General features: G+C 54.7%; 10 protein-coding genes and 1 riboswitch. Of the genes, 9 read left to right on the forward strand and 1 reads right to left on the reverse strand.

Annotated elements, in window-relative coordinates; genetic code table 11:
• Positions 1-144: 144 nt before the first annotated feature.
• From WA429_RS09090 to WA429_RS09125, 8 genes are all read left to right on the forward strand, one after another.
• Complete coding sequence (locus tag WA429_RS09090; RefSeq protein ID WP_287465289.1) at positions 145-483, forward strand: ArsR/SmtB family transcription factor; 339 nt, start codon at positions 145-147, stop codon at positions 481-483.
• 28 nt (positions 484-511) lie between these two features.
• Positions 512-1,024, forward strand: coding sequence for an arsenate reductase ArsC (locus WA429_RS09095; protein ID WP_287465288.1), 513 nt, complete (start codon positions 512-514; stop codon positions 1,022-1,024).
• Between the two features lie 23 nt (positions 1,025-1,047).
• Positions 1,048-2,085: an ACR3 family arsenite efflux transporter gene (gene arsB / locus WA429_RS09100; RefSeq protein WP_287465525.1), complete on the forward strand. Its 1,038-nt coding sequence runs from the start codon at positions 1,048-1,050 to the stop codon at positions 2,083-2,085.
• 22 nt (positions 2,086-2,107) lie between these two features.
• Complete coding sequence (locus WA429_RS09105) at positions 2,108-3,124, forward strand: ArsJ-associated glyceraldehyde-3-phosphate dehydrogenase (protein ID WP_287465287.1); 1,017 nt, start codon at positions 2,108-2,110, stop codon at positions 3,122-3,124.
• 11 nt (positions 3,125-3,135) lie between these two features.
• Positions 3,136-4,362, forward strand: coding sequence for an organoarsenical effux MFS transporter ArsJ (gene arsJ / locus WA429_RS09110; protein ID WP_287465285.1), 1,227 nt, complete (start codon positions 3,136-3,138; stop codon positions 4,360-4,362).
• A 338-nt stretch (positions 4,363-4,700) separates the two neighbouring features.
• Complete coding sequence (locus tag WA429_RS09115) at positions 4,701-5,462, forward strand: PhoH family protein (protein ID WP_068519893.1); 762 nt, start codon at positions 4,701-4,703, stop codon at positions 5,460-5,462.
• 184 nt (positions 5,463-5,646) lie between these two features.
• Positions 5,647-5,871, forward strand: a riboswitch (cobalamin riboswitch).
• Positions 5,872-5,979: 108 nt separating this feature from the next.
• Entirely contained in the window at positions 5,980-8,934 is a 2,955-nt protein-coding gene (locus WA429_RS09120) for a ribonucleoside-diphosphate reductase subunit alpha (protein ID WP_287465283.1), read from the forward strand.
• A gap of 21 nt (positions 8,935-8,955) precedes the next feature.
• Positions 8,956-10,098, forward strand: a complete 1,143-nt coding sequence (locus WA429_RS09125; RefSeq protein ID WP_287465281.1) for a ribonucleotide-diphosphate reductase subunit beta — start codon at positions 8,956-8,958, stop codon at positions 10,096-10,098.
• Between the two features lie 82 nt (positions 10,099-10,180).
• Here the strand turns inward: WA429_RS09125 and WA429_RS09130 are convergent, their stop codons facing one another.
• Positions 10,181-11,161, reverse strand: a complete 981-nt coding sequence (locus WA429_RS09130; RefSeq protein WP_228196060.1) for a cation diffusion facilitator family transporter — start codon at positions 11,159-11,161, stop codon at positions 10,181-10,183.
• A gap of 235 nt (positions 11,162-11,396) precedes the next feature.
• Here WA429_RS09130 and WA429_RS09135 point away from each other — a divergent pair, with 235 nt between their 5' ends.
• Positions 11,397-13,379: a heme lyase CcmF/NrfE family subunit gene (locus tag WA429_RS09135; RefSeq protein WP_287465280.1), complete on the forward strand. Its 1,983-nt coding sequence runs from the start codon at positions 11,397-11,399 to the stop codon at positions 13,377-13,379.
• Position 13,380 lies beyond the last annotated feature (1 nt).

Consider the following 13,380-nt stretch of genomic DNA (forward strand, 5'->3'; position numbering starts at 1 on the left):
ATATTTCTAGTTATTTAAACATATTTTTGCGCTGCGAATAAAGAATTGATTTCAAAACATAAATTTTGAACCCGGGTTTAAAGCAAGATCATGACACGCAATTGTCACTTGCCAATTGATCAATATGTCGATAATTCCAGACATATGGACACAAATAACGCAATTACCGCCCTGGCCGCATTGGCACAGGAACACAGACTGGCTGCTTTTCGCTTGCTGGCTGCGACCGGGGAAACCGGCATGGCCGCCGGGGAACTGGCACGCCAAATCGGCATCCCGCACAACACAATGTCATCGCATCTGGCAACATTGAGCAATGCGGGACTGATCACCGCCACGCGCGATGGCCGATCCATGATTTATCGCATTGTTCCCGCCGCCATGCGGGCATTGCTGGGATTTCTGACCGATGACTGCTGTCAGGGGCGCCCGGAACTTTGCGGGCTGGTACCGGTAACGGCACCAAAGACAGAATGCTGTTAATTCAATCTGCCTTTCAGGGGACAAACACATGTCTGGTGGAACCTATAACGTGCTTTTCCTGTGCCGGGCCAATTCGGCGCGCAGCATCCTGGCCGAAGCCATCCTGAAAAAGGAAGGTCACGATCATTTCTTTGGCTTTAGCGCCGGGTCCTACCCACGGGGCGAAATTCACCCCTATGCGCAGGAGCTTCTGACCAGCCTTGGGCACGATATCAGCAGCTTTTCCTCAAAGGGGATGGAAGTCTATTCCGAGCAGGACGAAATCAGGTTTGATTTCGTTTTCACCGTTTGCGACGCCACCGCCAATGAAGATTGCCCGATCTTTCCCGGATCCCCGATGACCGCCCATTGGGGTGTGCCTGACCCGGCCGCGGTTACCGGCAGCGACGCCGAAAAACGGCTGGCCTTTGCCGATACCTATCGGATGTTGCGCAACCGGATTTCGATTTTCACAAGCCTGCCTTTTGCGTCGCTTGATCGCCTGTCGCTGCAAAAGGAAATCGACAGGATCGGCCATATTTCAGATCGCGAGGATGCATGACACAGAAAAAGGACACCGCCGCCATGGGATTGTTTGAACGCTACCTTACGGTTTGGGTTGCGGTCAGCATCGTGGCCGGCATTGTGCTTGGCGAACTGTTTCCGGCCCTTTTTCAGGCGATCGGCAACCTGACGGCCTATGAGATCAATTTGCCGGTAACGGTTCTGATCTGGTTGATGATCGTGCCGATGCTGATGAAGGTCGATTTTGGCGCCCTGCACGAAGTCGGTCGGCAATGGCGCGGCATTGGCGTGACACTTGGTGTGAACTGGCTGATCAAGCCGTTCACCATGGCGGCCCTTGGCTGGCTGTTTATCGGGTTTCTGTTTCGCCCGCTTTTACCCGAAGCCCAGATTGAAAGCTATGTCGCAGGCCTGATCCTTTTGGGGGCGGCTCCGTGCACGGCGATGGTGTTTGTCTGGTCGCACCTGACCAAGGGGGATGCCAATTTCACCCTGACGCAGGTGGCCCTTAACGACACCATCATGATTTTCGCCTTTGCCCCGATTGTTGCGCTGTTGCTTGGTATTTCGGCGATTACCATTCCGTGGGAAACCCTGACCATTTCGGTCGTCGCCTTTATCGTCATTCCGGTGATTGCCGGTCAGGTGATCCGAAACCGGGTAATGACGGGCGGCATTGATCATTTCAATGCATTTGATGCCCGGCTCAAACCGGTTTCGATGATCGCACTACTGACAACACTGGTCTTGCTGTTTGCCTTTCAGGGGCAACAGATCATTTCCCAACCGATCATCATCGCGCTTCTGGCCGTGCCGATCATTTTGCAAACCTATTTCATTGCTGCCATCGCCTATGTCGCCAACAAGTTTCTGGGGGTGGAGCACAGGATTGCCGCCCCATCGGCAATGATCGGTGCATCAAACTTCTTTGAGCTGGCGGTCGCCACCGCCATTGGCCTGTTCGGCTTTTCATCGGGTGCGGCATTGGCGACCGTGGTCGGCGTCCTGGTCGAAGTTCCGGTGATGTTGTCGCTGGTTGCCATTGCCAACCGGTCACGTGGCTGGTTCGCATCAAACACCGCCCCGCAAAACAAGTAATCCACGCATTCAGGTTATCGAGATGAGCAAGAAAATACGCATCGGCATCAACGGTTTCGGCCGCATGGGGCGGCTGGTTTTACGGGCGGGCTGGGGGCACCCGAACCTTGAATTTGTTCATATCAATGAAATCCGGGGCGGGGCCAAAACCGCGGCCCATCTTCTGGAATTTGATTCGGTTCATGGCCGCTGGTCCAACCGGGTTGATTGCATCAATGATCAGGTGGTGATTGATCAGACTCACAATATTTCGTTTTCCGAAAACGCCACACCGGCCGACACCGACTGGATCGGCATGGGGTGCGACATCGTTCTGGAATGCACCGGCAAATTCAAAACGCCCGAAACGCTTCAGCCCTATTTTGATCAGGGTGTAAAAAAGGTCATTGTCGCAGCCCCGGTCAAGGAAGGTGCGCTTAATATCGTCTTTGGGGTCAATGATGATCTTTATGATCCGGCGACACATCATCTTTTGACTGCGGCAAGCTGCACCACCAATTGTCTGGCCCCGGTGGTCAAGGTCATCCATGAACAACTGGGCATCAAGCATGGTTCGATCACCACCATCCATGATGTCACCAACACCCAGACGATTGTCGATCTTCCGCATAATGACCTGCGCCGGGCGCGGTCGTGCCTGCAATCCCTGATCCCGACCAGCACGGGGTCCGCCACCGCGATCACGATGATTTATCCGGAATTGGCAGGCAAATTGAACGGGATTGCCGTGCGTGTGCCGCTTCTTAACGCATCGCTGACCGATTGCGTGTTTGAAGTGGCGCGCGATACCGATGTTGAAACGGTCAATCGCCTGATGCGCGAGGCATCGGAAACCTATCTTGCCAGTATTCTGGGCTATGAAGACCGCCCGCTTGTCAGTGTTGATTACCTTAATGACAGCCGGTCTTCGATCATTGATGCCGGATCGACCATGGTGATCGACAAGCGACAGGTCAAAATACTGGCCTGGTATGACAATGAATGGGGCTATGTCTGTCGTATGGCGGATCTGGCTGCCAAAGTCGCGCAATCGCTTTAGGAATGCCGATCATGTCATCTGCCATTCGCAATTATGCACTTGTGACCGGGGCCTATTGGGGCTTCACCCTGACTGACGGGGCGTTGCGGATGCTGGTGCTGTTGCATTTCCATGCCCTTGGCTATTCGGCATTTGAAATAGCCCTTCTGTTCATCCTTTATGAGGTGGCGGGGATTGTAACCAATCTGGTTGGCGGATGGCTGGCACAAACACGCGGGCTGCGCTTTACCCTTTATAGCGGATTGATCCTTCAGATCGCATCGCTTGCTGCGCTTTCGCAAACACAGGCCGATTGGGCACCGGCCATTTCGGTTATCTATGTCATGGGACTTCAGGCCGCATCGGGGGTTGCCAAGGATCTGACCAAGATGTCGAGCAAATCGGCAATCAAGGTTCTGGTGCCTGCCGATGCCGGGGGTGCGCTTTTCAAATGGGTTGCCCTTTTGACCGGATCGAAAAACGCCCTTAAAGGGGTCGGCTTTTTCATGGGCGGTGCGCTTTTGTCCTGGCTTGGATTTTCCGGGGCGTTGCTTGCCATGGCGGTCGGTCTTGCCATCACGCTGATCGCGGTTGCACTGTCACTGGGCAATGCGATGTCCGGACCATCTGAAAAGATCAAACCCAAATTCCGTGACGTCTTTTCGCGTGACCGCAAGATCAATGTCCTGTCGGCGGCACGGCTTTTCCTGTTCGGGTCGCGTGATATCTGGTTTGTGGTCGGCCTGCCGGTGTTTTTGGCCGCCGAACTGGGCTGGAACCATATCGAGGTTGGCACCTATATGGCGCTTTGGGTGATCGGATACGGCTTCATTCAGGCCTTCGCCCCCAAAATGCTGCGGGCCGGATCACACGAACCCGATGGCCGCACCGCCCGGTTCTGGATCGCAGTCCTGATCGCGGTGACCACTGCCATTGCCGCAGCCGTCACACAGGGGATTGCGCCACAACTTGCAGTTCTGGGCGGACTTTTGGTGTTCGGGATTGTCTTTGCCGTGAACTCGTCGCTGCATTCCTATTTGATCCTCGCCTATGCCGATGGCGACAAGGTCGCGATGAATGTCGGGTTTTATTACATGTCCAATGCCATCGGGCGGCTTTGCGGGACCATTCTGTCGGGTATTGCCTATTCCTATGGCGGGCTGGTCGGATGCCTTGTGACGTCGATCGCGTTTTTGACCATCAGCTGGATCATCAGTGCCGCCCTTCCGGCAAGAAGCGCCATCACACCGCAGAGTTGAATAAAAAAGTTCTTTCGCAGATGCGGCATAAATGACTGAAAAGACTCACAATCCGGATTCACGAAAATTTCATCGTGCAAAAAACCGTGACAAGACACTGCATATAGGGGTACGATTCCAATCAACGGTCAATCACTGGACCGCAGGAGGGGTTCCCGAGTGCCGCGAAAAAGCGTCTTACAACGAGAATTTTCGCCCCCCGGATCGCACATGCAACATGTTGTGACCGGCGGAAACTCCTACCGCCACTTCCATCGCAAGATGAAAATTGAATGCGCGCCTTTCCATGACGGAATGGCGCGTTTTGCTTTTTTGGCACATTTGATGAGGTGATCGTCATGGGTAAGCGCGCAGCACGCCGTCGTAACCGTCCGCAACAGTCCGACAACAATGTCCATGAACTGTTTGATGAAAAGAACGCTGACTGGCACCCGCTTCAGGGGGAAGCCGCAGAACAGAAAGGACAACGCGATCAAAGCTACCGCCGCAACATCCGCCCGAAAAGTGAAAACCAGGCCGCATTGATGGAGGCCATTGATGCCTTCAACCTGGTCCTTGCCCTTGGCCCGGCAGGCACCGGTAAAACCTATATCGCGGTTTCCAAGGCGGTCGAAGCCCTTGATAAGGGTGATATCGGTCGTATCGTTCTGGCCCGCCCGGCTGTTGAAGCCGGGGAAAATATCGGCTTCCTGCCCGGCGATGTCGAAGCCAAGATGGCCCCGTATCTTCGCCCGCTTTATGACGCGCTTAATGATCGCCTTGGCACCAAGCGCCTGCGCACATACCTTTCGGACGGCACGATTGAGATTGCCCCGATCGGCTATATGCGTGGCCGTACCCTGAACAATGCCTTCGTCGTCATCGACGAAGCCCAGAACTGCACATACGGGCAGCTCAAGATGCTGGTGACCCGTCTGGGCTGGAATTCTACCATGATCCTGACCGGCGACCCGGATCAGACCGACCTTCTGCCGGAAATGTCGGGTCTTTCGGAAATGTCCGAACGACTTGAAAATGTCGAAGATGTCGCCTGTGTCCAGCTGCGCGACAAGGACATTGTTCGCCATCCGCTGGTTGCAAGCATGCTTACGGTTCTCTGATTTCGGTCATCAAGTTCCGACACAGCAAACCAAAGAAGAAAAAAGGACGGGCCCCGAAAGGGCCCGTCACTTTTTTTTTGGATCTGCTTATATAGACTGATAATTCTTGGCTTCGCGCCCGATCACCGGGATCGGTAAAACCTGTCAAGAAAACATATATATTGACGAAATTTTCAATCCGAACCCAATATATAGACATCACGGTCCTTCTTACCGAACCATATCGGTTTGAAGGCTAAGAGGGAATTCGGTGCGTTTTGCATATGCACGACAATGCCGAAGCTGCCCCCGCAACTGTAAGCGGCTAGCTTTAATCCAACCATGGTCACTGAAATGCTTGGCATTTCGGGAAGGCCGGATGAAGCATCGATCCGCAAGCCAGGAGACCTGCCGTGAGCGAACGTAAACATTCACGGGCGGGGTGTCCCGGTGGAGTGCTTGTGATCTGACTGGCAGACCGCCAATCATCCCTGCATACCTCCGTTTGGCCTTTGCCCCCATATGATTGGGGCTTACGATGTCAGAAACAGTCGAGTTGGAACGGCCAGCCGTTTCCGATCCTTCATCAAATTCACAAACCATCTATCAGGTGATCCGTCGCAACGGATCGGTTACGGCCTTTGATGCAACCAAAATCAAAACAGCCCTGACCAAGGCATTTCTTGCCGCCGAGGGCGAAACCGCGTCGGGATCACATCGGGTACATGACATTGTCGATGGATTGGCCGATCAGGTTACCACGACCTTGTTAAAGCGGGCCGCGCCGAGCCATACCCTTCAGATCGAAGATATACAGGATCAGGTCGAGCTGGCCCTGATGCGCAGCGAACATCACAAGGTTGCGCGCGCCTATGTCCTGTATCGTGAAGACCGTGCGCGCGAACGCGCCAAGCTTGATGCACGCAAGAAAAGCAAAAAGGCCGGGCAGCCCGAACTTCATGTCACCCTGCCCGACGGCAGCAAAAGGTTGCTTGATATTGACCGGTTGGCGACCGTGATTGCTGAGGCCTGTGGCGACCTTGATGGCGTCAGCACAGCACCGATCATGGAAGAAACCAGAAAGAACCTTTATGACGGTGTCACCACCGGGGAATTGGCACTTGCCCCAATCATGGCAGCCCGAACACTGGTAGAGCGCGAACCGAATTACGCCTTTGTCAGCGCACGCTTGTTACTTGACAAGCTTCGGACAGAAGCCCTGAGCTTTGTCTTCGACCAGCCCGAACAAGCCACCCAGGCCGAGATGGGCGTACGATACGCGACCTATTTCCCCGCCGCGATCACGGCTGGCATCAAGGCCGGTCTGATTGATCCGGAATTGTCAAAGTTTGACCTGAAAAAGATTGCCGCTGCGATCAAACCGGAACGCGATCTGAACTTCCAGTATCTGGGACTTCAGACACTTTATGACCGTTACTTCCTGCATGTCAAAGGGTCGCGGTTTGAACTGCCACAGGCCTTTTTCATGCGGGTTGCCATGGGTCTTGCCATCCGTGAGATCGACCGCGAAGCCAAGGCAATCGAATTTTATGATCAGCTTTCCACCTTTGTCTTCATGGCATCGACCCCGACCCTGTTCAATGCCGGGACATGCCGCCCGCAATTGTCATCCTGCTTCCTGACCACCGTGCCCGATGACCTTGATGGCATTTTCAAATCGGTCAAGGACAACGCGCTTTTGGCGAAATATTCCGGCGGTCTTGGCAATGACTGGACCCCAGTGCGTGGTCTTGGCGCGCATATCAAGGGCACCAATGGTCAAAGCCAGGGCGTGGTTCCGTTTCTGAAAGTCGCCAATGACACCGCCATTGCGGTTAATCAGGGTGGCAAGCGCAAGGGGGCTGTTTGTGCCTATCTCGAAACATGGCACATCGATATCGAAGAGTTCCTTGATCTGCGCAAGAACACGGGCGATGACCGCCGCAGGACGCATGATATGAACACGGCCAACTGGGTGCCGGACCTGTTCATGGAACGGGTGATGGCAGATGCGCCATGGACCCTGTTTTCGCCCGATGACACGCCGGACTTGCATGATCTTTATGGTGCGAAATTCAAGACCGCGTATGAGGCATATGAAGCCAAGGCCAATAGCGGCCAAATCACGAATTTCAAAACCGTGCGCGCGGTGGATCTTTGGCGGCGCATGTTGACCATGCTGTTTGAAACCGGTCATCCATGGATCACCTTCAAGGACCCGTGCAATATCCGGTCCCCGCAACAACATCGTGGCGTGGTGCATTCATCAAACCTGTGCACGGAAATTACACTCAATACATCGGCAGACGAGGTCGCGGTTTGTAACCTTGGTTCGATCAACCTTCTGGCCCATGTCACCGAAGACGGGCTTGATCACGACAAGCTGGCACAAACGGTCAAAACCGCAATGCGGATGCTGGATAACGTCATTGATATCAATTTCTATACCATTCCGGAGGCACGCTATTCCAACCTGCGCCATCGTCCGGTTGGTCTTGGATTGATGGGTTTTCAGGATGCGTTGCAGAAACTGAAAATCGCCTATGCCTCGTCAGAGGCCGTCGCATTTGCCGATGAAAGCATGGAAGCCATTTCCTTCCACGCCATTTCGGCATCGGTTGATTTGGCGGTCGAGCGTGGTCGCTATGAGAGTTTCGACGGATCACTGTGGTCGAAGGGCATCCTTCCGATTGACTCGCTTGAACTGCTTGCCAAGGTTCGTGCCGAATTTGATGTCGACCGCAGCCAGCGTCTGGACTGGGATGGGTTGCGCGAACGGGTCAAAACCACCGGCATGCGTAATTCCAACACGATGGCAATCGCCCCGACGGCAACGATTTCCAATATCTGCGGCGTCAGCCAGTCAATTGAGCCCGCCTATCGCAACCTGTTTGTGAAATCGAACATGTCTGGCGATTTCACGGTGGTCAATGCCGCCCTTGTCCGTGATCTGAAAGAACGCGGTCTTTGGGACGAGGTGATGATATCCGACCTGAAATATTATGATGGCAGCATCGGCCAGATTGACCGCATTCCCGATGACCTCAAGGCGCTTTATGCAACCGCATTTGAACTTGATTCATCCTGGTTGATCGAGGCGGCGTCACGTCGTCAGAAGTGGCTTGATCAGGCGCAATCCCTGAACCTTTATATCGCCAATCCGTCTGGCAAAAAGCTTGATGATCTTTATCGTCTGGCGTGGTTGCGCGGACTTAAAACCACCTATTACCTGCGATCAAGTGCCGCGACCCATGTCGAGAAATCGACACTTAAGGGCACCGATGGTCGGCTGAATGCGGTGGTGAATACCCCGCAAGCCGCAAACCCTGTCCCATCGCCTTCGCCTGTCACCGCGCCAGCACCAGCGCCCGCAGTCAGCAATCGTCCATCCGCCGTCATTGATGCGGGCGCCGCATCCGATGAGATTACCGGCGGGGACGTCTGGGGCAAGGCATGTTCCCTTGACGACCCTGATTGCGAAGCCTGCCAGTAACCAGAAACCGGAAGAAGAACCATGCTTGACTGGATTGAAAACGACGCCCCGATCGCGTCCAACCACACACCCGACGCCCCGGTTTCGCCCGATACCGGTGATGGCACAAATGATGCCACCGGACTTGGCGAGATTGATCGTTCCGGCGGTCGTGTCACGGTCAGTGACAAGGCGATGATCAATTCGCGGGCCGATGTGAACCAGCTTCTGCCGCTTAAATACGGCTGGGCCTGGGACAAGTACCTTGCGGGTTGCAACAATCACTGGATGCCGACCGAGGTTTCCATGCAGGCCGACATTGCATTATGGAAATCGCGCGATGGTCTGACCGATGATGAACGTCGGATGCTGAAACGTAATCTGGGTTTCTTTGCCGCATCCGAAAGCCTTGTTGCCAACAACATCGTTCTGGCAATTTATCGCCACCTGACCAACCCGGAATGCCGCCAGTATCTTTTACGACAGGCCTTCGAGGAAGCGGTTCATACCCATACATTCCAGTATATTGTCGAAAGCCTTGGTCTGGATGAGGGCGAGCTTTTCAACATGTACCGCGAAGTGCCGTCAATCACCGACAAGGCGGCATGGGCGCTTCATTACACCAAACACCTTGATGATCCGAATTTTGCCACCGGCACGCCCGAACGCGATCAGGATTTCCTGCGCGATCTTGTGGCGTTCTATGTCGTGTTTGAAGGCATGTGGTTTTATACAGGATTTGCGCAAATCCTGTCACTTGGCCGGCGCAACAAGATGGTCGGTATTGCCGAACAATATCAGTACATCCTGCGTGACGAGAGCATCCATCTCAATTTCGGGATTGATGTCATCAACCAGATCAAGGCTGAAAACCCGCATCTTTGGACAGCGGAATTTCAGGAAGAAATACGTGCGATGTTGCGTGATGCCGCCGAACTTGAAGCGGCCTATGGACGCGACACCATGCCCAATGGCTTCCTTGGCCTGAATGCCGAGTTGTGTGAGCAATATATGCATTTCATCGCCAACCGCCGTTGCGGGCAGCTTGGCCTTGCCCCGGTATTTAACGAGGTCGAAAACCCGTTCCCCTGGATGTCAGAGGCCATGGATCTGAAAAAGGAAAAGAACTTCTTTGAAACCCGGGTGATCGAATATCAGAACGGCGGCGCGCTTAGCTGGGACTGATAGCCACACCCAACATCATCATAAACAAAACGGCTGGGAACATGTTTCCAGCCGTTTTCATTCAAGCCTAGTCTTTTGACAGTTAACGCCCCATCGCGGCGACTTCGCTTCCGGCGTTGGAAACCGGGATGTCGTGTTGGCCGGCGCGTTTGGCGCGACCGGTGTGCCAGAATTCCGGGTCTTCGGTATAGCCGCTATATTCATCGAGATGGATGTCTTCGGGCGGTTCGGGATGGATGGTGATATCAAGATCGGGATATTCGGAACGGATGCTGTCCATTACCTGATGGCAGATGGTGTGCGCTTCGCGCATCAACATCCCGCCATCCATGATCAGTTCGATCTCGGCAAAGCGATGCACACCCGATGACCGTGTGCGCAGGCGGTGAATGCCGATCACCGATGCGTTTTTCATGGTCAGTTCGATAATGCGCTGGCTGTCGGAATCGGGCAGTTCCGCATCCATCAGGACCTTGACCGAATTGCGTCCAACCTTGATCGCGGAAAACAGCAGGAAGCTTGCCACCAGTGCGCCGATTGCCGGATCGGCCCAGGCAAATCCGGATACCCCGGCAAACAGGGCAATGATCACGGCAAGATTGGCCAGAATGTCGCTGCTGTAATGCATGGAATCGGCATCAACCGCCACCGAGCCCGACATTCGCACTGCCTTGCGCTGCAACAGTACCAGACCGACTGTCATGACAAGTGACACTGCCATGATCCAGATGCCTTCATAGGCAAAGGAAATCTGTTTGGGTTCATTGAGCCTTGATGCGGCTTCGGCCAGGACCAGAACAGCCGCCCCGATCATGAAGGCCGACTGAAACAGCCCGGCAAGGGGTTCTGCCTTGCCATGGCCGAAACGGTGATCATGATCGGCCGGGCGCCATGCCGAACGGACCGCCATGAAGTTGATCACAGACGTGCCTACATCAAGCATACTATCAATCATGGAGGACAGCAGACTAACCGAGTCCGTCAGGAACCAGCCAACAGCCTTGATGATAATCAGGGTCGCAGCAATGACAATGGAGGCCGTCGTTGCACGACGTGCCCACATTTCTTTCTGCGCTATGTCAATGACGGGACATTGACTCATACGTTGTTGACCTCTGGCCGCCCAATCTGCCACCTGACAGCGGTTTTATAGCCTGTTTGAGCATAATATGTAATGACTATTGCCATATTTTCGCCCAGCGTTGTGCAGCAAATAGCGCATATTTGATATTCCGCAAGGTTTCCAAGCCTGTTTTAAGGGATTATATCTCGCAATCGGGCGCACAAGAGAGAACCTAATGATTGTAGAGATCGGACATTACGCACTGATATTGTCACTTGTTGTGGCACTCGCCCAGTCGACCTTGCCGTTTTTGGCCGCATCGCGCAGAGACCCGGTTCTTTTGATGGTGGCGCCGCGACTGGCGATCACCTGTTTTGCACTGGTCGCCGCCAGTTTTCTGGCGCTGACCTATGCATATGTGGCGTCTGATTTCTCTGTTCTCAATGTTCTGTCCAACAGCCATACCTCCAAACCGATGATCTACAAGATCACCGGTGTGTGGGCGAACCACGAAGGATCGATGCTGCTTTGGGTGATGATCCTGACCCTGTTTGGTGGTGCGGTTGCCGCGTTCGGGCGCAATCTTCCGCCAACGCTTCTGGCCCGCGTGCTGGGCGTGATGGGGCTGATTGGTGTTGGCTTCATTCTGTTTATCGTTCTGACCTCAAACCCGTTTGAGCGCGTGATCAACCCGCCGCTTGATGGTGAGGGCATGAACCCGTTGCTGCAAGACCCGGGCATCGCCATCCATCCGCCCTTCCTGTATCTGGGCTATGTCGGGTTTTCCGTTGCCTTTGCCTTTGCAGTCGCCGCCCTGATTGAAGGACGGGTTGACCCGGCATGGGCGCGCTGGGTCCGTCCATGGACGCTTGCGGCATGGGTCTTTCTGACCGCTGGTATCGGGCTTGGTTCCTGGTGGGCCTATTACGAGCTTGGCTGGGGCGGCTGGTGGTTCTGGGATCCGGTGGAAAACGCATCCTTCATGCCATGGCTTGCCGGTACGGCGCTGTTGCATTCGGCGATTGTGGTTGAAAAACGTGATGCGCTGAAAAGCTGGACGATCTTTTTGGCGATCCTGGCCTTTTCGTTCTCGTTGCTTGGGACGTTTCTGGTGCGTTCCGGGGCGCTGACATCGGTTCATGCCTTTGCCACCGATCCGACGCGTGGCGTGTTTATTCTGTTCTTGCTGTTTATTACGGTTGGCGGGTCGCTTGGCCTTTATGCATGGCGTGCGCCCAACCTTCGGGGTGGCGGACTGTTCCAGCCGATTTCACGCGAAGGCGCACTTGTGTTTAACAATGTGCTGCTTTCGATTGCGGCGGCCATGGTGTTGCTTGGCACGCTTTATCCGCTGTTGCTTGAAACCGTGACCGGGGAAAAGATTTCAGTAGGCGCGCCGTTCTTCAACGCGACCTTTGTGCCGATCATGACCCCGGTCATCATTGCCATGGCACTGGGTCCGCTGATGCCGTGGAAACGTGCCGACCTTTTGGGCGTGTTCAACAAGCTCAAGATCGCGCTGGCAGCAACGGTTGTGGTCATTCTGGTCACCTTGTGGCTTGCCGGCGGGCCGGCCTTTGCCCTGTTCGGGCTTGGACTGGCGACCTGGCTGTTTGTCGGATCGATCCTTGAATGGGCCGGGCGGATAAAGCTTTTGCGCGAACCGTTCGCCACCAGTCTGCGCCGGATGAAGAACCTTCCGCGTTCGGCCCATGGCACCATGCTGGCCCATGCCGGGGTGGCAATCGTGGTTGCCGGGATTACCGGATCTCAAGCCTGGACCGAAGAAGCCGTGCAGTCGCTTGCGGTCGGGGAAAGTGCGCAAATTGCCGATCATACCTTTACGCTTAGCGCGATCCGGGAATATCAGGGGCCGAACTTTGTCGCCCGTGAAGCAACCATCACCATTGCCACACCGGGTGAACGCACGGTCATTCTGACACCGGAAAAACGTGTCTATACGGTCGAGGGCATGCCCACCACCGAGGCCGGCATTCAATCAAGCTTTACCGGCGATATCTATGCCGTGATCGGCGATCAGGATGAAAGCGGCAAGTGGATCACGCGGTTCTATGTCAAACCGATGATCCCGTGGATGTGGGCCGGCGGCCTGATCATGGTGTTTGGCGGGCTGATGTCGCTTTCGGACAGACGTTACCGGATTGGTGCACCGACCCGTTCCCACAAGGCAGCGGCCAAAGCCGTTCCCGCAGAATAAG

The organism is Thalassospira sp. CH_XMU1420-2 (assembly GCF_037029325.1).
Classification (GTDB): domain Bacteria; phylum Pseudomonadota; class Alphaproteobacteria; order Rhodospirillales; family Thalassospiraceae; genus Thalassospira; species Thalassospira povalilytica.

What these genes read in the sequence shown, in the direction of transcription:
- WA429_RS09090 (WP_287465289.1), top strand. Translation starts at nt 145, where the DNA reads ATGGACACAAATAACGCAATTACCGCCCTGGCCGCATTGGCACAGGAA.
- WA429_RS09095 (WP_287465288.1), top strand. Translation starts at nt 512, where the DNA reads ATGTCTGGTGGAACCTATAACGTGCTTTTCCTGTGCCGGGCCAATTCG.
- arsB (WP_287465525.1), top strand. Translation starts at nt 1,048, where the DNA reads ATGGGATTGTTTGAACGCTACCTTACGGTTTGGGTTGCGGTCAGCATC.
- WA429_RS09105 (WP_287465287.1), top strand. Translation starts at nt 2,108, where the DNA reads ATGAGCAAGAAAATACGCATCGGCATCAACGGTTTCGGCCGCATGGGG.
- arsJ (WP_287465285.1), top strand. Translation starts at nt 3,136, where the DNA reads ATGTCATCTGCCATTCGCAATTATGCACTTGTGACCGGGGCCTATTGG.
- WA429_RS09115 (WP_068519893.1), top strand. Translation starts at nt 4,701, where the DNA reads ATGGGTAAGCGCGCAGCACGCCGTCGTAACCGTCCGCAACAGTCCGAC.
- WA429_RS09120 (WP_287465283.1), top strand. Translation starts at nt 5,980, where the DNA reads ATGTCAGAAACAGTCGAGTTGGAACGGCCAGCCGTTTCCGATCCTTCA.
- WA429_RS09125 (WP_287465281.1), top strand. Translation starts at nt 8,956, where the DNA reads ATGCTTGACTGGATTGAAAACGACGCCCCGATCGCGTCCAACCACACA.
- WA429_RS09130 (WP_228196060.1), bottom strand. Translation starts at nt 11,161, where the DNA reads ATGTGGGCACGTCGTGCAACGACGGCCTCCATTGTCATTGCTGCGACC.
- WA429_RS09135 (WP_287465280.1), top strand. Translation starts at nt 11,397, where the DNA reads ATGATTGTAGAGATCGGACATTACGCACTGATATTGTCACTTGTTGTG.